General features: G+C 71.6%; 23 protein-coding genes. 20 read left to right on the top strand and 3 right to left on the bottom strand.

Annotated elements, in window-relative coordinates; genetic code table 11:
- Positions 1-24: 24 nt before the first annotated feature.
- From rimM to EUA94_RS06370, 10 genes are all read left to right on the top strand, one after another.
- Positions 25-591 carry a ribosome maturation factor RimM gene (gene rimM / locus EUA94_RS06415; protein ID WP_207210432.1) on the top strand — a complete coding sequence of 189 codons (567 nt, stop codon included), beginning with the start codon at positions 25-27 and terminating at the stop codon, positions 589-591.
- On the top strand, positions 588-1766 hold the full coding sequence (trmD, locus tag EUA94_RS06410) for a tRNA (guanosine(37)-N1)-methyltransferase TrmD (RefSeq protein WP_129425853.1): 1179 nt from the start codon (positions 588-590) through the stop codon (positions 1764-1766). The genes rimM and trmD overlap by 4 nt, the downstream gene beginning before the upstream one ends.
- 213 nt (positions 1767-1979) lie before the next feature.
- The gene (rplS, locus tag EUA94_RS06405; RefSeq protein WP_129425851.1) at positions 1980-2330 is read left to right on the top strand and encodes a 50S ribosomal protein L19; all 351 of its coding nucleotides are present in this window, start codon (positions 1980-1982) and stop codon (positions 2328-2330) included.
- Between the two features lie 59 nt (positions 2331-2389).
- Positions 2390-3199, top strand: coding sequence for a signal peptidase I (lepB, locus tag EUA94_RS06400; protein ID WP_129425849.1), 810 nt, complete (start codon positions 2390-2392; stop codon positions 3197-3199).
- Between the two features lie 8 nt (positions 3200-3207).
- Positions 3208-3975 carry a ribonuclease HII gene (locus EUA94_RS06395; RefSeq protein WP_129425847.1) on the top strand — a complete coding sequence of 256 codons (768 nt, stop codon included), beginning with the start codon at positions 3208-3210 and terminating at the stop codon, positions 3973-3975.
- Positions 3972-4280, top strand: a complete 309-nt coding sequence (locus tag EUA94_RS06390) for a DUF2469 domain-containing protein (RefSeq protein WP_129425845.1) — start codon at positions 3972-3974, stop codon at positions 4278-4280. The genes EUA94_RS06395 and EUA94_RS06390 overlap by 4 nt, the downstream gene beginning before the upstream one ends.
- A gap of 145 nt (positions 4281-4425) precedes the next feature.
- On the top strand, positions 4426-4824 hold the full coding sequence (locus tag EUA94_RS06385) for a YraN family protein (protein ID WP_129425843.1): 399 nt from the start codon (positions 4426-4428) through the stop codon (positions 4822-4824).
- Complete coding sequence (locus EUA94_RS06380) at positions 4824-6428, top strand: YifB family Mg chelatase-like AAA ATPase (protein WP_129425841.1); 1605 nt, start codon at positions 4824-4826, stop codon at positions 6426-6428. Before EUA94_RS06385 ends, EUA94_RS06380 begins: the two co-directional genes overlap by 1 nt.
- Positions 6425-7588, top strand: coding sequence for a DNA-processing protein DprA (dprA, locus tag EUA94_RS06375; protein WP_242494710.1), 1164 nt, complete (start codon positions 6425-6427; stop codon positions 7586-7588). The genes EUA94_RS06380 and dprA overlap by 4 nt, the downstream gene beginning before the upstream one ends.
- A 42-nt stretch (positions 7589-7630) precedes the next feature.
- A complete protein-coding gene (locus EUA94_RS06370; RefSeq protein WP_129425839.1) occupies positions 7631-8596 on the top strand; it encodes a tyrosine recombinase XerC in 966 nt (321 codons plus the stop codon).
- A gap of 4 nt (positions 8597-8600) precedes the next feature.
- Here the strand turns inward: EUA94_RS06370 and EUA94_RS06365 are convergent, their stop codons facing one another.
- Positions 8601-9173, bottom strand: a complete 573-nt coding sequence (locus EUA94_RS06365) for a M23 family metallopeptidase (protein ID WP_242494709.1) — start codon at positions 9171-9173, stop codon at positions 8601-8603.
- Positions 9174-9608: 435 nt separating this feature from the next.
- Between EUA94_RS06365 and rpsB the strand changes: the two genes are divergently transcribed.
- The 8 genes from rpsB (at position 9609) to EUA94_RS06325 (ending at position 16990) form a co-directional block, all read left to right on the top strand.
- Positions 9609-10808 carry a 30S ribosomal protein S2, sunset domain variant gene (rpsB, locus tag EUA94_RS06360; protein ID WP_129425837.1) on the top strand — a complete coding sequence of 400 codons (1200 nt, stop codon included), beginning with the start codon at positions 9609-9611 and terminating at the stop codon, positions 10806-10808.
- Between the two features lie 97 nt (positions 10809-10905).
- A complete protein-coding gene (tsf, locus tag EUA94_RS06355) occupies positions 10906-11718 on the top strand; it encodes a translation elongation factor Ts (RefSeq protein ID WP_129425835.1) in 813 nt (270 codons plus the stop codon).
- Positions 11719-11878: 160 nt separating this feature from the next.
- The gene (pyrH, locus tag EUA94_RS06350; protein ID WP_242494708.1) at positions 11879-12595 is read left to right on the top strand and encodes a UMP kinase; all 717 of its coding nucleotides are present in this window, start codon (positions 11879-11881) and stop codon (positions 12593-12595) included.
- A 53-nt stretch (positions 12596-12648) separates the two neighbouring features.
- Entirely contained in the window at positions 12649-13203 is a 555-nt protein-coding gene (frr, locus tag EUA94_RS06345) for a ribosome recycling factor (protein WP_207210444.1), read from the top strand.
- A 10-nt stretch (positions 13204-13213) separates the two neighbouring features.
- The gene (locus EUA94_RS06340) at positions 13214-14104 is read left to right on the top strand and encodes a phosphatidate cytidylyltransferase (RefSeq protein WP_129425829.1); all 891 of its coding nucleotides are present in this window, start codon (positions 13214-13216) and stop codon (positions 14102-14104) included.
- Positions 14105-14172: 68 nt separating this feature from the next.
- Positions 14173-14526: a hypothetical protein gene (locus EUA94_RS06335; protein WP_242494707.1), complete on the top strand. Its 354-nt coding sequence runs from the start codon at positions 14173-14175 to the stop codon at positions 14524-14526.
- 79 nt (positions 14527-14605) lie between these two features.
- Positions 14606-15754 (top strand): dual-specificity RNA methyltransferase RlmN, encoded by a 1149-nt coding sequence (gene rlmN, locus EUA94_RS06330; RefSeq protein ID WP_129425828.1) that lies wholly within the window; start codon positions 14606-14608, stop codon positions 15752-15754.
- Positions 15755-15847: 93 nt separating this feature from the next.
- Positions 15848-16990, top strand: a complete 1143-nt coding sequence (locus EUA94_RS06325; RefSeq protein WP_129425827.1) for a glycosyltransferase family 4 protein — start codon at positions 15848-15850, stop codon at positions 16988-16990.
- Here EUA94_RS06325 and EUA94_RS06320 read toward each other — a convergent pair.
- Both EUA94_RS06320 and EUA94_RS06315 read right to left on the bottom strand, forming a co-directional pair.
- Positions 16968-18056: an LOG family protein gene (locus tag EUA94_RS06320; protein ID WP_129425826.1), complete on the bottom strand. Its 1089-nt coding sequence runs from the start codon at positions 18054-18056 to the stop codon at positions 16968-16970. The two genes, EUA94_RS06325 and EUA94_RS06320, sit on opposite strands and share 23 nt — an antisense overlap.
- Positions 18057-18126: 70 nt before the next feature.
- Positions 18127-19020 (bottom strand): serine protein kinase RIO, encoded by an 894-nt coding sequence (locus EUA94_RS06315; RefSeq protein WP_129426162.1) that lies wholly within the window; start codon positions 19018-19020, stop codon positions 18127-18129.
- 184 nt (positions 19021-19204) lie between these two features.
- On the opposite strand from EUA94_RS06315, the gene EUA94_RS06310 reads away from it, so the two are divergent.
- Entirely contained in the window at positions 19205-20641 is a 1437-nt protein-coding gene (locus EUA94_RS06310; protein ID WP_129425825.1) for a M1 family metallopeptidase, read from the top strand.
- A 17-nt stretch (positions 20642-20658) separates the two neighbouring features.
- On the top strand, positions 20659-21240 hold the full coding sequence (locus tag EUA94_RS06305; RefSeq protein WP_129425823.1) for a hypothetical protein: 582 nt from the start codon (positions 20659-20661) through the stop codon (positions 21238-21240).
- Positions 21241-21253 lie beyond the last annotated feature (13 nt).

The following is a 21253-nucleotide window of genomic DNA, read 5'->3' as shown; positions in this document are numbered from 1 at the left end:
ATTTCCAGCCTCTACGCTGGCCGCGTGAGCGAGGACATCGAGGTCGTGGTCGGCCGGGTCGGCAAGCCCCACGGCATCCGTGGCGAGGTCACCCTCGACGTACGCACCGACGAGCCGGAGCGTCGCTTCGCTGTCGGAACGACGCTGCGGGCCGAGGCGCCCGCGGGGGCCGACCGGCGCCCGTCGGCGCTCACCGTCGCCCAGGCCCGCTGGCACCAGAGCACGCTGCTGGTCCACTTCGAGGAGATCGAGGACCGCAACGCCGCCGAGGCCGTGCGCGGCACGGTCCTGTACGCGACCCTCGGTCGCGACGAGGTGCCCGAGGACCCTGAGGAGTTCTACGACCACCAGCTCATCGGGCTGGCCGTGGTCGACCTCGACGGCGCGCCGCTGGGTGAGGTGAAGGCGGTGGTGCACGGCTCGGCGCAGGACCTGCTGACCGTCCGCACGCCCGACGGCCGCGACACGCTGGTGCCCTTCGTCGCCGCGCTCGTGCCGGAGGTCGACCTGGCCGCGGGACGGATCGTGGTCGCCGACCGCCCGGGCCTGGTCACGCCCTTCCCCGAGGACGTGGCAGAGGATCCGGCGTGAGGATCGACGTCGTCACGATCTTCCCCGACTACCTCGCCCCGCTCGCCCTCAGCCTGCCGGGCAAGGCGCGCGACAAGGGCCTGCTCGACCTCGCCGTCCACGACCTGCGCGGCTGGACCACCGACCGCCACCACACCGTCGACGACACCCCGTACGGCGGCGGCGCCGGCATGGTGATGAAGCCCGAGCCGTGGGGCCGGGCGCTCGACGAGGTCGCCCGCGGCGCGACGATCGTCTTCACCACCCCGAGCGGCGAGCCGTTCACCCAGGCCCTCGCCCAGGAGCTCAGCGGCCACGAGCACCTCGTCTTCGCGTGCGGGCGCTACGAGGGCATCGACCAGCGGGTCGTCGAGCACGCCGCGACGCTCGGCACGGTGCGAGAGATCTCGCTCGGCGACTACGTCCTCAACGGCGGCGAGGTCGCCGCGCTGGCGATCACCGAGGCCGTCGTACGCCTGCTGCCGGGGTTCATGGGCAACGCGGAGTCGCTCGCCGAGGAGTCGCACGTCGACGGGCTGCTGGAGTACCCCGTCTACACCAAGCCCGCCTCCTGGGAGGGCCGCGACGTCCCCGACGTGCTCCTCTCCGGCGACCACGGCCGGATCGCCGCCTGGCGCCGCGCCGAGGCCCAGCGCCGTACGGCCGAGCGGCGGCCCGACCTGCTGGCGGCGACCGGCGTCATCTCGGGCCTCGCCGACCTCGACGTACGCCCCGCCGTCCCCGCCGACGCCGGCGAGCTCTACACCCTCCAGCGCGCCTGCTGGCTGCAGGAGATGGAGGCCAACCCGGGCGTGGCGATCCCGGCCCTGCGCGAGTCGCTCGACGACGTACGCCGCGGGCTGGGGGACTGGACCGTACGGGTCGTCCGCCAGCCGTCGTCGGGCCGGCTCGTCGGTGCCGTACGCGGCCGGGTCGACTCGCACGGCGAGTGGGACATCGGTCGCGTCATGGTCGCCCCGGACCTGCAGGGGCGCGGCCTCGGCCGGGCTCTCCTGGAGCTGGTCGAGGAGCTCGCGCCGGCCGACGTGACGACGTACGTCCTCTTCACCGGCGCGGGGTCGGCCGACAACCAGCGGATGTACAAGAAGGCCGGGTTCCGACTGCGCCCCGACCGGACGGCGCCGCCGGGGGCCGTCGTGATGACCAAGAGGGCCGCCCAGCGGATTTCCCGCTGACGCCACGCTCTGGCAGACTTCTCCGCAAGGTCTGCTCGAGGCCAGGGTCGCCCGGACGCATCCATGTGGTGCACCACCCCGGGGTCCGCCGTACCGCACCTGCCACAGGGGGCGCGCCGGCCGGCCGCACCGAGCACCAGTCGAATCCATCACCACACCCCACCTCTCTTGATACCGCGCGGTTGACCTGTGGCACTCGCAAAGGAGCACGTCATGACCAATGTCATCGCCGACCTCGGCAACGCCCTCAAGCGCGACGACGTCCCGGCCTTCCGCGCCGGCGACACCATCAAGGTCCACGTCAAGGTGATCGAGGGCAGCCGCTCGCGCGTCCAGGTCTTCCAGGGCGTCGTGATCCGCATCCACGGCTCGGGCATCGGCCGCACCTTCACCGTCCGCAAGGTCTCCTTCGGCGTCGGTGTCGAGCGCACGTTCCCGCTGAACTCCCCGATCTTCGAGACCATCGAGATCGTGACCCGCGGTGACGTCCGCCGCGCCAAGCTCTACTACCTGCGCAACCTGCGCGGCAAGGCCGCCAAGATCAAGGAGCGCCGCGAGGCGTGATCCTCAGCGACTCGCGCCGCGAGGCGCGGGTTCGACCAGGGACTGGCTAGTCTCTGCGCGTGACTTCCGATGACCGCGGTTCCTCGTCCATCTCCACGGACGAGGGACCGCGGTCATCGCGTTCGGAGGACGTGAAGGGTCGGTCGGGCCGCACCAAGCGCAAGCAGCTCCCGCTGTGGCAGGAGACGATCCTGCTGCTGGGCGTGGCGCTGATCCTGGCCATCGTCATCAAGACGTTCTTCGTCCAGGCGTTCTACATCCCGTCGGAGTCCATGGAGCCGGGGCTGATCCTCAACGACCGGATCCTCATCCAGAAGATCTCCTACTGGGGCGACGACGAGCCCGAGCGCGGCGACGTCGTGGTCTTCAAGGACCCGGGCGGCTGGCTGCCGCCCTCCGAGAGCGCCGGCCCCACCAACCCCATTGCGCAGGTGATGGCCAAGATCGGGCTCTACCCGACCGGTGGCCACCTCGTGAAGCGCGTCATCGGCGTCGCCGGCGACACCATCGAGTGCTGCGACGACAAGGGCCGGCTCATCATCAACGGCAAGCCGATCGGCGAGGCCGCGTTCGTCCGGCGCGGTGACGGCAAGTGCGACGGCCCGATGCCCAACAACGGCTCGTGTGACTGGCGGACCGGGCCGATCCCCGAGGGCCACATCTTCGTGATGGGCGACAACCGCTCACGCTCGGCCGACTCCTCGGCGAAGATGTGCCCGGACAACGCGACCGAGTGTGTGCCGGGCGACGAGTTCGTCCCGGCCGACCTCGTCGTCGGCAAGGTCTTCGTGCTGCTCTGGCCCGCCGACCGCTTCCGCTGGAACACCCGTCCGGCCACGTTCGAGGACGTGCCGGACCCGTCCTCGTGAGCGGGGCGATGACCGCCCCCTCGCCTCTGCCGGCCCCTGTGCAGGGCGGCGTGACCGTACGCCGTGACGCCGGGCTCTACGGCTACGAGCGCGCCCTGCGCCGCGCGGGTCTCGACCCCGTCGCGGGCGTCGACGAGGCCGGCCGCGGAGCGTGCGCCGGGCCGCTCGTCGCGGGCGCCGTCGTGCTCCCGCCCGGCAAGGCCGGCATCGTGCCCGGCCTGGCCGACAGCAAGCTGCTCACCGAGGCGGCGCGCGAGCGCGTCTACGCCCAGGTCGTCCGGCGCGCGCTTTCCTGGTCGGTCGTGGTGATCGAGTCCGACGAGTGCGACAAGCTCGGGATGCACGTCGCCAACCTCGAGGCGCTGCGACGCGCGGTGGCCCGGCTCGGCACGCGCCCGTCGTACGTCCTCACCGACGGGTTCCCCGTCGACGGCCTCGGCGTTCCGGGGCTCGCGGTGTGGAAGGGCGACCGCGTCGCCGCGTGCATCGCCGCGGCCTCCGTGATCGCCAAGGTCACCCGTGACCGGTTGATGGTCGAGCTGCACGACTCGTGGCCGCAGTACGACTTCCGCACCCACAAGGGCTACTGCACCTCCGAGCACGATGCGGCCCTGACGGCGTACGGTCCGTGCCCCGAGCACCGGATGCGTTTCGTCAACGTTCGACGCGCCGCGGGTCTCGAGCCGCTGGCCGAGGACGCGGCCACTAGTGTCGGCGCAGACGGTGCGGGGGAGCGGGCGGACACCACGCCTGCGACGACGGAGGAGGGCGCATGAGCGCGGAGGATCTCGAGAAGTACGAGACCGAGATGGAGCTCACCCTCTATCGCGAGTACCGCGACGTGGTCGGCATCTTCAAGTACGTCGTCGAGACCGACCGCCGCTTCTACCTGTGCAACCAGGTCGACGTGAAGGCGCGCTCGGAGAGTGGTGACGTCTTCTTCGAGGTGTCGATGACGGATGCCTGGGTCTGGGACATGTACCGGCCCGCCCGCTTCGCCAAGAACGTCAAGGTGCTGACCTTCAAGGACGTCAACGTCGAGGAGCTCGCTCCCCGGGAGATCGACCCGCTCAAGGACTGACGGCCGCACTTCCGGGCCACCCACCGTCCACAGGCACCCCGGATCGGCCGTCCTCCACAGGCCGTGCCCTGCCCAGGTCATCACCGTCGGTACGCCGCGGTGTGCTGGTTCCCCTCGAACCGGACCACCTCGGAAGGCACCCACGATGGCTCGACCCGCCGCCACACCGTTCACCCGCGACCCGCTCGCTGAGCACAACCGCCTGCTCGGGGAGCGCGGCGAGACGATCGCGGCCCGACACCTCACCCAGCGCGGGATGGTCCTCCTTGACCGCAACTGGCGCTGCGACGCCGGCGAGATCGACCTGGTCCTGCGCGACGGCCACGTCCTGGTGATCTGCGAGGTCAAGACCCGCACCTCGACCGACTACGGCGACCCGCTGGAGGCGGTGGACCGGCGCAAGGCCGACCGGCTGCGACGGCTCGGTGCCCGCTGGTTGCGCGTGCACGACTGCCATCCCGACGACATCCGCGTCGACCTGGTCGGCGTCCTCACGCCGCCGGGTCGGCCGGTCGAGGTCGAGCACGTCGAGGGGGTCGGCTGATGGCCTTCGCGACGGCTCGCTCGCTGGCCCTCAAGGGCGCCGACGGCCATGTGATCGACGTCCAGGTCGACGTCTCGCCGGGCCTGGTCAACACCACGATCGTCGGACGCGTCGACAAGAGCCTCTCCGAGGCCCGCGACCGGGTGCGGATGGCGATCAACAACGACTGTGGTCGCTGGCCGGCGACCAAGCGGGTGACGATCCTGCTGTCGCCGGCGGACCTCCCGAAGAGCGGCACCCACTACGACGTCGCCATCGCCGTCGCGGTGATGGCCGCGGACAACAAGCACGAGGAGCTCACGCCCGACCTCCTCGACGGGTGGGCCTTCGTCGGCGAGCTGTCCGTCTCGGGCGGGCTGCGGCCGGTGCCGGGCGTCCTGCCGATGGTCATCGCCGCCGCGGCCCACGGGATCACCAAGGTGTTCGTGCCCGAGCCGCAGGCGGCGGAGGCGGGGCTCGTGCCGGGCATGACCGTGTTCGGGGTGCGCTCCCTAGCCCAGGTCTCCGCCGTGCTGCGCGGCGCGGAGGTCCCGGAGGCGCCACCGGTGGTCGCCGGGTCCTCCACCCCGCTCGCGACCTGGCGGGGCGACGACCGGCTGGCCGACGTCGACCTGGCCGACCTCGACGGTCTCGAGGACGTCCGCTACGCCGTCGAGGTCGCCGCCGCCGGCGGGCACCCGCTGATGCTGGTCGGCCCGCGCGGCACGGGGAAGACGTCCCTCGCCGAGCGGATTCCCTCGATCCTCCCCGACCTCACGGTCGAGCAGTCGCTGGAGGTGACCGCGCTCCACTCGGTCGCCGGCACGCTCACCGACGGGGCGGGGCTCCTGCGCCGCCCGCCGTGGTTCGCGCCCCACCACACCGCCAGTGGCGCGAGCGTGCTCGGTGGCGGCACCGGACGCGTACGCCCCGGACAGGTCAGCCTGGCCCACCACGGCGTGCTCTTCCTCGACGAGTTCCCCCACTTCCGCTCCGACGTGATCGAGGCGATGCGCGAGCCGCTGGAGGCGGGGGAGGTGACCATCGCCCGCGGTGGGGAGTCCGCCACCTATCCCGCGCGCTCCCTGGTCGTGCTGGCCGCCAACAGCTGCCCGTGCGGCAAGTTCCACGGGATGTCGGGCGGCGCCTGCGACTGCAGCGAGGTGCAGCGCGCCCACTACCTGCGCAGGCTCAGCGGACCGATCGTCGACCGGGTGGACATCTGGATGGAGGTACGCCCCCAGGCGCGGCGGACGGTCGGTGCGTGGGCGAGCCCGGTGGAGTCGTCCGAGGACGTCCGGGCGCGCGTGGCTGACGCGCGAGCCCGGCAGGCGCGCCGTTTCCGTGACCGCCCGTGGTCGCTCAACTCGGCCGTGCCCGGCGTTGTCCTCGACGAGTGCTGGCCGCTCGACCCGGACGCCCAGCGCGAGATCGACCAGGAGCTCGCCGACGGCCGCCTCACCCGGCGCGGCCTCACACGTGTCCAGCGGCTGGCGTGGACGGTCGCCGACTGCGCCGGCGCGGAGCGTCCCGGGCTCGACGCGGCACGCGTCGCCCTCGCCCTGCGCTCCAGCGATCCGGCCCGCAGCCTCCCGGCTCGGGTGGTCGCGGCGGCGGCGTCGTGACGGGCGGCAGCGGGGTGCCGGAGGCCGACCGGTTGGCCCGGGTCGCGCTGAGCTGCGCCGTCGAGCCGGGCGACATGACGACTTCCCGGCTGGTGAGCGAGCTCGGGCCCTGTCGGGCGCTGGAGTCGCAGCTCGCGCCCAAGCCCGGGAGCGGCCTGGCCGAGCGCCTTGCCGAGGTCGATCCCGCGCGTGAGCTCGAGTGGGCCGCCCGCAAGGGGATCCGCTTCCTCGTGCCGGGGGACCCCGAGTGGCCGACGGGTCTCGACGACCTCGACCACGTCGACCAGCTCGACCACCGGGACCCGACCACCGACTCAGCCGCGCTGAGCTTCGGCGGCACCCCGCCCGGCATCTGGGTCCGCGGTCCCATGCCGTTGACCGAGCTCGGCGCATCCGTCGCGGTGGTCGGCTCGCGCGCGGCGTCGGTCTACGGCACCGAGATGACCCGAGCGATCGCCGGGCACCTCGCGCTGGCGTCGGTGCCCGTGGTGTCGGGGGGTGCCCTCGGCATCGACTTCGTCGCCCACGACGCCGCCCTGCACACGGGCGGGGCGACCGTCGCGGTGCTCGCGTGCGGGGTGGACCGGGTCTACCCGGAGAAGAACCGCGCCCTGCTGGCCCATCTCGCCTCCGAGTTCGCGCTGGTCTCGGAGCAGCCGCCCGGGTCGGGGCCCACCCAGCTGAGGTTCCTGGCCCGCAACCGGCTGATCGCGGCCCTGACCCGTGGCACGGTGCTCGTCGAGGCGGCACTGCGCAGCGGCGCGCTCAACACCGTCCGCTGGGCGGAGCAGATGAGCCGACCCGTCATGTGCGTGCCCGGCCCGGTCACCAGCTACACCTCGATGGGCGTGCACCACCACCTGCGCAGCGGTGGCGCGACCCTGGTCACCCACGGCTCCGAGGTGCTGGAGGCGGTCGGTGGGATCGGGGCACGTCTGGTCGAGGAGCCCCGAGGCCCCGAACGACCGCGCGACCGGCTGAGCCCGGTCGAACGGACGGTGCTGGAGCAGGTGCCGTCGATCGTCCCGCTGGGCGTCGACCGCATCGCCCGACTCAGCCTCCTCCACGTGCGCGACACGGTCGGCGCGCTGAGCCGGCTGGAGCTGAAGGGCTTCGTCGTGCGGGGCGACGACGGCTGGCGACTCGCGGGCAGCCGATGAAGCGTCCCGGCCCGACGGGCCCTCCGCGCCTACGATCCGAGGATGAGCGAGGGTCGTGGCGAGGCGGAGGAGGCGCGGGATGCGGAGGAAGAGGGCCTGCCCGAGCCCTTCGTACGCCTGCTGGGCGACTACGAGCGCCACCTCGTCTCCGAGCGTGACCTCACGCCCCACACGGTCCGCGCCTACCTCGGCGACATCTCGAGCCTGCTCGACCACTGCGGCCGGCTCGGCATCGCCGACGTCACCGGCCTCGACCTCCGTACGCTCCGCAGCTGGTTGGCCAGGCTGCAGACCTCGGGCCGGAGCCGTACGACGATCGCGCGGCGCGCGACCGCGGCCCGGGTCTTCACCGCCTGGTTGCACCGCACCGGGCGGCTGCCGACCGACCCCGGCGCGGCGCTGGGCTCGCCGAAGAAGCACAAGACCCTGCCGCCGGTGCTGCGTGCCGACGAGGCCGAGGCGCTGATCCGGGCGGCGGCCGACCTGGCCGACGACGACACCCCGGTCGGGATCCGCGACGTGGCGATGCTCGAGCTGCTCTACGCGACCGGCATCCGCGTCGGGGAGCTCGTGGGGCTCGACCTCGACGACGTCGACGACGAGCGCCGGGTCGTCCGGGTCTTCGGCAAGGGCCGCAAGGAGCGCGCCGTGCCCTACGGCACCCCGGCGGGCCGGGCCGTCGACCGCTGGCTCAGGTCAGGGCGTCCGACGTTGCGGGTCGAGGGCTCGGACGCGGCGCTGTTCCTCGGCGCGCGAGGTCGCCGCATCGACCAGCGGGCCGTCCGCGAGCTCGTGCACAAGCGCATCGCCGAGGTCCCGGGCGCGCCTGACATCGGCCCGCACGGCCTGCGGCACACCGCCGCCACCCACCTGCTCGAGGGCGGCGCCGACCTCCGCTCGGTGCAGGAGCTGCTCGGACACGCCTCGCTCGCGACGACGCAGCTCTACACGCACGTGACGACCGACCGCCTGCGCAAGGCCTACCAGCAGGCCCACCCGCGCGCTTAGCTGGTCAGACGAGGAAGTCCGTCAGTGGCCGCCACCGCTCCAGCAGCGGGGTCCATGGCAGCCGCTGCGTGACCGGCTCGTCGCGCCACAGGGGCAGCAGCCGGACGGGTCCGCCGCCGACGAGCGTCAGGGGGTCGACGTACACCTCGCCGTCCCCGCTGTCCTCGATCAGTCCCCAGTGCAGGCAGGCGCCCGGGAAGCAGTGGCTGTCGGTCAGCACGAGCCGGCCGAGCACGTCGCCTGCCGCGACCTGCTGGCCGGGCTCGACCGACGCCACGACCGGCTCGTAGGTCGTACGACGAGCGCCGTGCAGCACGGTCACGACGGGCTTGCCGCCGATCGACCCGGCGAAGCCGACGGTGCCCGGCAGAGCGGCCAGCACCACCTGCCCGGGCGCTCCGGCGAGGTCGACTCCACGATGTCCGGAGGCGTAGGGAGACGGCGGCGGCTCGAAGCCGCGCACGATCTCGGGCGCGGGGTCGAGCGGCCACGCGCCGAGCGGCTCGGGCGCCGCCGTCGCGGGCCGGGGGAGACCCATCAGGAGGGACACCAGCAGGACACCCATCAGCAGTCGCACCCGGTCATCGTCGGCCGCCGGGGCGCCAGCGGGCGACGTACGTCCGCCGTGCCTGTGGATGCAGACTCCGGCGGCGGTCCTGTGGACGCCGCGCGGCCCACCTCCGGGCACGCTCGCGCCACGCTCGGCCGATTCGCCCTCGGCGGGGCGCTGGCATACCATGTGCGGAGCAGTCCTCATGGACTGACTTCGCACGTTCGCAGCCCGCGTCGGAATGCATCCCTGGTTCCGAGCCACCCGTGGACGTCGGCCCTCAGTTCCGCACCAGCTCAAGGTCCATCGGAGTGGGCGCGGATCGGACCGGCGTGTGAGCGTCAGGGCCCCCGGCACCCGTCGGGCGCAACGAACTGAAAACAACAGGAGTCACGCTCCCGGCTCGCACCTGCTTCAAGGTCGGGCACAACGGTGAGCGCCTCCGCCACAACAGGAGAACCCATGGCAGTCGTCACCATGCGCCAGCTGCTCGAGAGCGGCGTCCACTTCGGTCACCAGACCCGTCGGTGGAACCCCAAGATGAAGCGCTTCATCATGACCGAGCGCAACGGCATCTACATCATCGACCTGCAGCAGTCGCTGGCCTACATCGACCGCTCGTACGCCTTCGTCAAGGAGACCGTCGCCAAGGGCGGTGTCGTGATGTTCGTCGGCACGAAGAAGCAGGCCCAGGAGGCCATCGCCGAGCAGGCGACGCGCGTCGGGATGCCCTACGTCAACCAGCGCTGGCTCGGTGGCATGCTCACCAACTTCCAGACCGTGCACCAGCGCATCAACCGCCTCAAGGAGCTCGACGACGTCGACTTCGACACGGTGGCCGGCTCGGGTCGTACGAAGAAGGAGCTCCTGCAGATGAAGCGGGAGCACACCAAGCTCGAGAAGACCCTCGGCGGCATCCGTGAGATGACCAAGGTTCCCTCCGCGGTGTGGATCGTCGACACCAACAAGGAGCACCTCGCCGTCGAGGAGGCCCGCAAGCTCCGGATCCCGATCATCGGCATCCTGGACTCCAACTGCGACCCCGACCTCGTCGACTTCCCGATCCCGGGCAACGACGACGCCATCCGCGCGGTGGGCCTGCTGACCCGCGTGGTCGCTGACGCCGTGGCCGAGGGCCTCGTCGCCCGCTCGGGCGCCAAGGCCACCGACGGTGCCGAGTCCGTCGGCGCCGAGGAGCCCCTCGCCGAGTGGGAGCGCGAGCTCCTGCAGGGTGACGCCGAGAAGACCGCAGTCGCCGCGACCGGTGGCGACGCCGCGACCGAGGCCCCCGCCTCCGAGGCGACCGGTGCCGCTGCCGAGGCCCCGCAGGCCGAGGCCGCTGCCGAGGCCGTGACCGAGGCTCCCGCCGCGACCGAGACCGAGGCTCCCGCCGAGGCCGCGACCGAGGCGCCCGCCGAGATCAAGCCGCTGGCCGCCGAGGTCGAGGCTCCCGCCGAGGCCGAGTTCGGCGTGGACTCCGCTCCCGCCAACGAGGACGGCTCCGCCCCCGAGGGCTTCGAGGTCAAGGGCAACAAGGACTCGATGAAGTTCCACGCCCCGACCAGCCCCTGGTACGACCGCACCAAGGCCGAGGTCTGGTTCCGCACTGCGGAGGCCGCCGAGGCCGCCGGCTTCGTGAACGCGGAGCAGAAGAAGGACTGATGACGGACGCCGGCCGCGGGGAGACCCGCGGCCGGCCTTCGCTCGTCCCCCCGCACGACCCCCAGAACTGAACCACGACTTTCGAGGAAGAAGGATCATGGCCGACTTCACCGCCGCCGACGTCAAGAAGCTCCGTGAGCTGACCCAGGCCGGGATGATGGACTGCAAGAAGGCGCTCACCGAGGCCGATGGCGACTTCGACAGGGCCGTCGAGCTGCTCCGCGTCAAGGGTGCCGCCAAGGCCGCTGCCCGCGGTGCCGAGCGCGAGGCCGTCGCCGGACTCGTCGCCACCTCCGGCAACGCGCTGGTCGAGCTCAAGAGCGAGACCGACTTCGTCGCCAAGAACGAGGACTTCATCGCCAAGGCGCAGCAGATCGCCGACGTGGCCAACGCGGTCAAGGCGACCGACGTCGAGGCCCTCAAGGCTGCCGAGCTCGACGGCAAGACCGTCGGCGAGGTCGTCCAGGACCTGGCCGTCACCATCGGCGAGAAGATCGAGCTGGGCGAGGTCGCCTACTTCGAGGGCACCACGGTCACCTACATGCACAAGCGTGCCGCCGACCTCCCGCCCGCCGTCGGCGTGCTCGTGGAGTTCGAGGGTGACGAGGCCGCCGCCCGCGCCGCCGCGATGCAGATCGCCGCGATGAAGGCCCAGTACCTCACCCGCGACGAGGTCCCGGCCGACGTGGTCGCCTCCGAGCGCTCCATCGCGGAGCAGAAGACCCGCGAGGAGGGCAAGCCCGAGCAGGCGATCGCCAAGATCGTCGAGGGTCGCCTCGGTGGGTTCTACAAGGAGATCGTCCTGCTCGAGCAGGAGTCGGTCACCGAGTCCAAGAAGAGCGTCAAGGCCGTCCTCGACGCCGCCGGCACGACCGTCAAGCGGTTCGCCCGCTTCGAGGTCGGCGCCTGACCTCCGCTCCACCCGAGCACCGGCCGGGGCCCGTACGCATCGTCGTACGGGCCCCGACCGCATTTCGCCCGCTGCCACCCCGTCGGGGTGTGCGGGTTCGACCACCGACCCCACTGGCCGGTAGGTTTCTGGGGACCACGTGGCGTGTGAAGGGATGCAAGTGACGGCGTACAAGCGAGTCCTGCTCAAGCTCTCCGGTGAAGTGTTCGGAGGTGGAGAGGTCGGACTCGACCTCGACGTCATCAACGCTCTCGCGAGCGAGGTGGCCGAGGTCGCCAAGTCCGGCGTGCAGATCGCGATCGTGGTCGGCGGGGGCAACTTCTTCCGCGGCGCCGAGCTCCAGCAGCGCGGCATGGACCGGGCCAGGGCCGACTACATGGGCATGCTCGGCACGGTGATGAACTGCCTCGCGCTCCAGGACCTGATCGAGAAGCACGGCGTCGAGACCCGGGTGCAGACCGCCATCACGATGGGCCAGGTCGCCGAGCCCTACATCCCCCGACGCGCGATGCGGCACATGGAGAAGGGCCGCGTCGTGATCTTCGGCGCCGGCGCCGGCATGCCGTTCTTCTCGACCGACACGGTGGCCGCGCAGCGCGCCCTCGAGACCCGCTGCGAGGTCATCCTGATGGGCAAGCAGGGCGTGGACGGGGTGTACGACTCCGACCCGCACAAGAACCCCGACGCGGTGAAGTTCGACAACCTGACCTACGACGAGTACCTCGCGCGCGACCTCAAGGTCGCCGACGCGACGGGCATCGCCATGGCCCGAGACAACAAGATGGACATGGTCTTCTTCAACCTCTCCACTCCGGGCACGATCGTGCGCGCGGTGCGAGGTGAGAAGATCGGCACGCTGGTGAGCAGCTCGGCCTGACCGGGCCGCCGACCACCGCACCCAGACGTACGACGAGAGAGAGTGCCGCTGTGATCAACGACGTCATGAACGATGCCGACGCCAGGATGGACAAGTCCGTCGAGGCGACCCGCGAGGAGTTCGCCGCGATCCGCGCCGGCCGCGCCAACCCGGCGATGTTCGCCAAGATCACCGCCGACTACTACGGCACCCAGACGCCGCTGCAGCAGCTGGCGAGCTTCACCTCGCAGGACGCGCGCACGATCCTGATCCAGGTCTTCGACCAGGGCGCGATGCCGGCCGTCGAGCGGGCGATCCGCGACTCCGACCTCGGCGTCAACCCCTCCAACGACGGCAAGGTGCTGCGCTGCGTCTTCCCCGAGCTGACCGAGGAGCGCCGCAAGGAGTACATCAAGCTCGCGCGCGGCAAGGCCGAGGACGGCCGGGTCTCGGTGCGCAACATCCGTCGTACGGCCAAGCAGGCGCTGGAGAAGCTCGAGAAGGACGGCGACGTCGGCAAGGACGACGTCACCGGTGCCGAGAAGCGCCTCGACGCGACGACCAAGACCCACACCGACAAGATCGACGACCTGCTCAAGCACAAGGAATCCGAGCTGCTCGAAGTCTGAGCACCCACCCATGACGACCTCTGACAGTCCGGCCGCGCCGGAGGCCCCCAAGAAGGACCACGGCCGGGCCGGCCGCGACCTGCCCGCAGCCGTCGGGTCCGCCGTCGCGCTGGTGGGCGCGATCCTGGTGTCGCTGCTCCTGTGGAAGACAGCGTTCATGGGCATCGTCGCGATCGCCGTCGTGGTCGCCGTGTGGGAGCTGCACAAGGGGCTCGCCGCCAAGGACATCGACATCCCCGAGCAGCCGCTGATGGCCGGCGGCGTGGTCATGGTGGTCGTCGCGTACGTCTGGGGCGCACCGGCGCTGGTCACCGCCACCGCGGTGACGGCGCTCGTGATCATGCTGTGGCTGCTCCGGCGCGGCGTGGCGGGCTACGTCAAGAACGCCACGGCCTCGGTGTTCACGCTCGTCTACGTCCCGTTCCTCGCCTCCTTCGTCGCGCTGCTGCTCGGCGAGGGCGGCACGAACCCCTCCGTCGGGTTCGACGTCGACGACCCGGGCGTACGCGGCGTCATCACGTTCATCGCGATCACCGTCGCGTCCGACACCGGCGGCTACGTCGCGGGGGTGCTGTTCGGGAAGCACCCGATGGCCCCGGTCATCTCGCCCAAGAAGTCGTGGGAGGGCTTCGCCGGCTCGATGGTCGCGACCATCGCGGTCGGCGTCTGGCTCGTGACCTCGTTCCTCGGCGGCGACTGGTGGGTCGGCGTGATCCTCGGCGTCATCGCGGCCGTGATGGCGACCCTGGGTGACCTGTGCGAGTCGGTCATCAAGCGCGACCTCGGCATCAAGGACATGAGCCAGGTCATCCCCGGCCACGGTGGCCTGATGGACCGGCTCGACTCGCTCCTCGCCACGATCGCCCCGATCTGGCTGGTGCTCTACTACCTCGTCTACTGAGTCGACGGTTTTCCCTCGCACCGCGTGCCCATGCTCGCCGGGCGCACTCGACGGCCTACATTGGAGGCGTGGAGACGCAACAGGTGCACGACGTCGAGGCGCCCCCGCAGGAGCGCACCCGGTTCCAGTGGTGGCACCACAGCCACCCCACGTTCGCGGGGATCACGGGCTTCTTCGCCGGCATGCTCTTCGTCACCGCCCTGCCCGGCGCGTTCGTCGGCGTCCTGCGACTGCTCTTCTCCCACGACACCGCCGAGCAACTGTTCCCCTTCGTGCTGCTGGCGCTGGCGCTGCCGATCTTCATGCTCGTCAAGCGCAAGACCCGGCGCTTCGCCCAGTTCATGTTCGTCGGCATGCTCGTCACGGCGCTGGTGGTGCTGGGCGTCACGTCGCTGGTGCTCTACTTCATGGTCGACGCCTGAGCCGCTGAACCCGTGGGTCGCTGAGCCGCTGAGCCGCTGACTCGCTCCCGTGCCCTCCGGGATGGGACACTCGGAAGCGATGTCCGAGACCGTAGAGCCCATCAAGACCCTGCCCCTCGTCTTCGACGAGCCCCGCGGCCGCAAGAAGCCCCCGCGGCACCTTGCCGACCTCGACGACGCCGGCCGCAAGGCCCTGCTCGAGGAGATGGGTCTGCCCGGCTTCCGCGCCAAGCAGCTCTCCACGCACTACTTCGGACGCCTGGTCGACGACCCGGCCGAGATGACCGACCTCCCGGCCGGGCAGCGCGACGAGCTCGTCGCCGCACTGCTGCCCGACCTGATGACTCCGCTGCGCACGCTGGAGGCCGACAAGGGCACCACGCGCAAGACGCTGTGGAAGCTCTTCGACGGCGCCCTCGTCGAGTCGGTGCTGATGCGCTACCCCGAGCGCGCCACGGTCTGCGTCTCGAGCCAGGCCGGCTGCGGCATGGCCTGCCCGTTCTGCGCGACCGGCATGGGCGGGCTGCAGCGCAACATGTCGACCGCCGAGATCGTCGAGCAGGTCGTCGCGGGTGCCCGCTCGATGGCGCGCGGTGAGGTCCCCGGCGGGCCGGGCCGCGTCTCCAACGTGGTCTTCATGGGCATGGGCGAGCCGCTCGCCAACTACAAGGCCGTCATCGGCGCCGTACGCCGCCTCGTCGACCCGTCGCCGTCCGGCCTGGGCATGAGCGCCCGTGGCATCACCGTCTCGACCGTGGGTCTCGTGCCGCGGATGAACCAGCTGACCGAGGAGGGCATCCCGGTCACCCTCGCGCTGAGCCTGCACGCCCCCGACGACGAGCTGCGCAACGAGCTCGTCCCGATCAACACCCGCTTCTCGGTCGCCGAGACCGTCGAGGCCGCGTGGAACTACGCCCGCGTCACCAAGCGACGCGTGTCGATCGAGTACGCCATGATGCGTGGCATCAACGACCAGGCCCACCGCGCCGACCTGCTCGGCGACGTCCTCAACTCGTACGGGCCCCAGGATTCGACACGGTGGGGCTGGGTGCACGTGAACCTCATCCCGCTCAACCCGATCGAGGGCTCGAAGTGGACCGCGTCCGACCCGGCCGACGAGCGTGAGTTCGTCCGCCGGCTCGAGGCCAAGGGCATCCCGACCACGGTGCGCGACACCCGCGGCCGCGAGATCGACGGCGCCTGCGGCCAGCTCGCTGCCAAGGAGTAGCCGCTCGGGTCGAGCCGGGTCGTCGGCGACCGTTCACGTGTCGTCTGCGTGGATCCGGGCGTCCGTTGCGGCGCGGTTCCTAGCGTCTGTGGCATGGTCCTGCTCGCGCCCCGGCTCCGCGTCCTGGTCGTCACCGAATCCTTCCTCCCGCAGGTCAACGGCGTCACCAACTCCGTACGACGGGTGCTGGAGCACCTGGCGGCCGAGGGCCACGACGCCGAGCTGATCGCACCGACCGGCCCACCGACGTACGCCGGCTTCCCGGTGATCCACGCCCGCGGCGCGAATCTGCCCTTCTACGCCGAGTTCCGGATCGGCCTGGAGACCCGGCGCCGGCTCCGGGCCACCATGCTCCGGTTCCGGCCGGACGTCGTCCACATCGCCTCGCCTGCCGCGCTCGGCTACCAGGCCGCGAAGGCCGCGCGGTCGCTCGGCATCCCGACCGTCGCGATCTACCAGACCGACCTCGTCGGGTTCGCGGACCGGTACGCCGTACCCGGCGGCGCTCGTGCGATGGAGGCGCTCACGCGCCGGATCCACGACGGCGTCGACCGCACGCTCGCCCCGTCGACCGCGAGCATGGACCAGCTCGCCCGGCTCGGCATCGGCAACGTGTCGCGGTGGCCGCGCGGCGTGGACCAGGCGCTGTTCCACCCCGGCCGGCGCGATGACGCTCTACGTGCTCGGCTCGCGCCGCGCGGTGAGCACCTGGTGGGGTACGTCGGGCGGTTGGCGCCCGAGAAGGAGCTCGAGCTGCTCGCGCACGTCGACCGCCTGCCCGGCGTACGGCTGGTGCTGGTCGGCGGCGGTCCCGAGGAGTCCCGCCTCCGCTCCCTCCTGCCCGATGCCGCCTTCCTCGGCGTGCTGCACGGCGAGGAGCTCGCGGCGGCGTACGCCACGCTCGACGTGTTCGTGCACACCGGTCGTCACGAGACCTACTGCCAGTCGGCGCAGGAGGCGCTGGCCAGCGGCGTCCCCGTCGTCGCGCCCCGTGCGGGTGGGCCGATCGACGTGGTCGACGACACCGTCGCGGGCTACCTCTACGAGCCCGGCGACTCCGCCGAGCTCGTCGCGCACGTCGCGCACCTCCTCACCCAGCCGGTGCGCCGGCAGCGGATGGCGCTGGCTGCACGGCAGAGCGTGCGCGGGCGGACCTGGCAGGCGGTCAACGAGCTCCTCGTGAGCCACTACCGCGACGTCAGTGCCCCTGTCGTCAGTCGCCGCCGGGCCAGTTGACCCCGACCACCTCGATCGCCTCGTTGACGCTGTCGACCAGGTGGACGTACGCCTCCATCGCGCGTCCGCGGGCCAGGGCCTGCAGCAGCGGCCAGACCGGCAGCTCCTCGGTCCAGTGCCGCCGACCGACCAGCACCATCGGCGCGACGGCCGACTCGTCGGCGTAGTAGTTCTCGCACGCGTCCTGGAAGACCTCCTGCACCGTGCCGCCGGCACCGGGCAGGAAGACGATGCCGGCGTTGCAGACCTCGAGCAGCAGGGCCTCGCGGGGCGCGTTGCGGAAGAACTTGGCGATCGCCGTCGCGAACGGGTTGGGCGGCTCGTGGCCGTAGTGCCACGTCGGGATGCCGAGCGACTCCCGGCCGTCCGCGGTCGACTCCACGACCGCGAAGGCCGATCGCGCCCAGGCGCCCACGTCCGGTCGGAACGACGGCACGCGGGCGACCTCGGCCAGCGCGTCGTCCAGGTCGCCCGGCACGAACGCGCCGAGGTTGGCCGCCTCCATCGCCCCCGGCCCGCCGCCGGTCGCCACGGTCAGGTGGGAGCCGAGGCCGTGGCCGAGGCGGGCGGCGTCGGCGTACGCCCGGCCGCCGCGCTCGTGCGCGTGCCCGCCCATCACGCCGACGACGTCGCGCCCGGACACCCACTCGGTCAGCGCCGCGTCGATGCTGTGGTCGTGCAACGCCCGGGCGAGGGTGTCGTCGGGGGCGGTGCCGCCCCGGGACCAGGCGTACGCCCGGGCGTCCAGGGTGGCCTCGTAGGGCGAGGTGTCGTAGAGCTCGCCGGGGGAGTAGAGGCTCGCGCGGTAGGGATCGACCGGGATGCCGTCGATCCCGTGCAGCACGGTGCCGCCCGCGCGACGTACGGCGTCGTCCTCGCCGTTCGCGAAGGTGCAGCCCAGGAAGAGCGACTGCGCGAGCTCGCGCGTGAGCAGGACCGGGCCGCGATCGGTGAGGTCGAGCTCGATCACGCGCCACCCGGCCAACGAGTGTGCGCCGCCGGCCAGCCGGCGGTCGAGGTCGGCGAGTGAGGTGACGTCGAGGACCCGTCCGCGGGAGTGCTTCACGCACCCAAACCTAGGCCGCTGGGCCTTGAGCTTCTGGGAGACTCATGGCCCAGTGCGTCCGGATCCCAGCTCAAAAAGCGTGCGCCATCAGCTCCCCGAACAGCTCCTGCTCGTCCACCTCGAGCCCGCGCGAGCGGAACCAGGCGCACATGTTGGCGCAGTCGCGGAGCAGGAAGTCCATGCCGCGGGGGTTGCCGACGAGGTCGACCATCTGCGGGAGATCGATGATCACCAGCCGCTCGCCCGCGGCGAGGGTGTTGTACGGCGACAGGTCGCCGTGCACGAGGCCCGCCTGGACGAGCGTGAGGAGCGACTCGCGCAGCTGGTCGTAGTAGCCCTCGACGACGGCACGATCGGGCCGCACCTGGGCGACCCGGGGTGCGGTGTCGACCACACCGTCGACGGTGTGGGTGATCCACTCCATCATGATCTCGGTCTCGTCGATCTGGACCGGGTAGGGGACCGGGAGGCCGAGCTCCCAGCAGCGTCGCAACGCATTCCACTCCGAGATCGCCCACTCGCCTGCGGCGACCTGCTTGCCCCAGGTGGACTTGCGCTTGAGGGCGCGCTCGTCGCGCGAGCGCTTCATCGAGCGACCCTCGGTGTAGGACGCGGCGCGGTGGAACGTGCGGTGGTCGGTGTCGCGGTAGCGCTTCGCCGCGAGGATGACGGCGGACTCGGGGCGGTGCGGGTCCTCGCGCTCGACGAGGAAGACGTCCGCCTCCTTGCCGGTCTTGAGGACGCCGAGCTCGGTGTCGATGGCGCCGCTGGACGTCACGACCCAGTCGGGTCGTGGCTCGGGGCCGCGCATGAGGGCCTCGAGGTCCTCCCAGCGGGACCATCGCTGACCGGCGCCGAGCTCGTCGGCGTAGGTGTTGAAGCTGAAGACGAACGACTCGTCGATGCCCTCGACGGGCGAGCGGTCGTCAGGCCGGAGGAAGTCCTCCGGGAAGTGCGGGTGCATGTGCGTCAAGGCGGGTGCTCCGTGTGTGCGAAAGGTGGTCGGCGGGCAGGCCGAGGACAGTCATGGACATGTCACGGCTCCTTTCGGTCACGGGCAGCGCGGATCGACGCCCGGAGTTCAGCCCCAGTGTGACGCACCGGCGCAGTCACGCGCACCCGAATTAGGCGTGGGCTAGGTTCGGGCGGTGACCACACGACCCATGTCCCGCCCCCTGCTCGCGGCCACGATCTGCGCAGTCATGACCGTCGGACTGACCAGCGCGACGGCGACTGCCGAGGGTCCGCTCGCGGCTCCGGTCGACGGGGCCTCGGGCATCGGCGATCCCTACTGGCCGCTCGACGGCAACGGCGGCATCGACGTGGCGTCGTACGACATCCGCAACAGCTACGCGTTCGAGGACAAGCGGCTGAGCGGTCGTACGACGGTCGAGCTGACCGCCACCAGTGACCTCCGCAGCTTCTCCCTCGACTTCCTGCTCGACGTCTCCAAGGTGACCGTCGACGGCGTGCGCGCCGACCACGTCCGCACCGACGGGCACGAGCTGCGGATCACCCCGGCGCAGCCGCTCGCCGCGGGCACGGACCACACCGTCGTCGTGACGTACGCCGACCACCCGGCGTCGTACTCCTACGCGGGCGAGAACAACTGGCTGGCCTCGAAGCGCGAGGTGGTCACAATGAACGAGCCGCACATGGCGCCGTGGTGGTTCCCGAGCAACGACCACCCGCAGGACAAGGCGATCGTCGACGTACGCATCCGCGTGCCCCACGGTCGCGAGGTGATCTCCAACGGCGAGCTCAAGCGCCGCACCGTGGGCAAGAAGTCGACCACCTGGCACTGGCGCGCCGACGAGCCGATGGTCCCCTACCTGGCGTTCTTCGCGGCCGGCGACTTCACCATCGCCCGCGGCGTACACCAAGGGCTGCCGTGGCTCGTCGCGGTCTCCCAGGGGCTCAGCGCGGACGACGAAGCGGCCAGCATGCGGCTGATGAGGAAGACCCCGAAGGTCGTCGCCGCCCTGGAGAAGGACCTCGGCGACTACCCGTTCTCGGTCGTGGGCGGACTCACCACCTCGCTCGGCGTCGGCTTCGCGCTCGAGAACCAGACCCGGCCGACCTATCCCGCGGTCGGCGGCAGCTACACCAGCCTCGTGGTCCACGAGCTCGCCCACCAGTGGTTCGGCGACGACGTGGCCGTGCAGCAGTGGCGCGACATCTGGCTCAACGAGGGCTTCGCGACCTTCATGGAGTGGCGCTGGTCGGAGCGGCACGCCGGTCGCTCGGGCGAGCGGATCCTCGCCGACTACTACCAGAACGTCGGTCCGGAGTCAGACTTCTGGACCGTCGACGTCGCCGACCCCGGTGCGGCCAAGGTCTTCGACTCCGCCGTCTACGGCCGCGGTGCGATGACGCTGCAGGCGCTCCGCAACCGCGTCGGCGATCGGGACTTCTGGCGGATCCTCCGGACCTGGCTCCGCGAGCAGGACGGTGGCAACGGCGCGACCGAGGAGTTCGAGGAGCTGGCGACCCGCGTGAGCGGCGAGGACCTCGGCAGCTTCTTCACGGCCTGGCTGCACACCCCGTCCAAGCCGGCCCGCACCGCCGACAACGGGCTCTCCTGACGACCTCGATGCGTCCCGTGAACTGGTTCCGGCCGCCGTCCGACGGCGACACCGGCACGCTCAACGTCTGCTACGAGGCGCTCGACATCCATGTCATCCGCGGCCGGGCCGACCACGTCGCGGCCACGGTCGACGGGCGTGAGCTGTCCTTCGCCCGGCTGCTGACCGAGGTGGCCGCCTGCGCCGGGGTGCTGCGCGCCTTCGGCACCGGCCTCGGCGACCGGGTCGTCGTCGGCGAGCTGCCGCCGGAGGCCCGGGTGGTGGTGCCGCTCGCGGTCGCCCGCGTCGGCGCCCTGGCGGCGTACGACGACACGCCGGGGGCCGAGGGCCGGGTGCGGATCGGCGCGATCGGCGACGGCACCGGCTTCGCGGTCGATGACGACGAGCTGGACTGGGACGTCGCGATGCGCGCCGGGCGGACCGACCCGGCGGGGTGCGCCGACGTGCCCGGCGACGCGGTCATGGCTCGTCATGGCGACGACGTCCTGACGGTGCTCGAGGCCGTCGGCGCGTCGGACGACCACAACCCGTCGGCACCGGCCGGGGCCACGCTCGTCGAGGTCGGCGGCGTGCAGTTCTGGTCGTTCGACACGCCCTGAGGGCGCCGCAAGT

The organism is Nocardioides zhouii (assembly GCF_004137345.1).
GTDB lineage: Bacteria > Actinomycetota > Actinomycetes > Propionibacteriales > Nocardioidaceae > Nocardioides > Nocardioides zhouii.
Note: the sequence above shows the minus strand (reverse complement) of the source record. Positions and strands in the feature narration are given on the sequence as shown.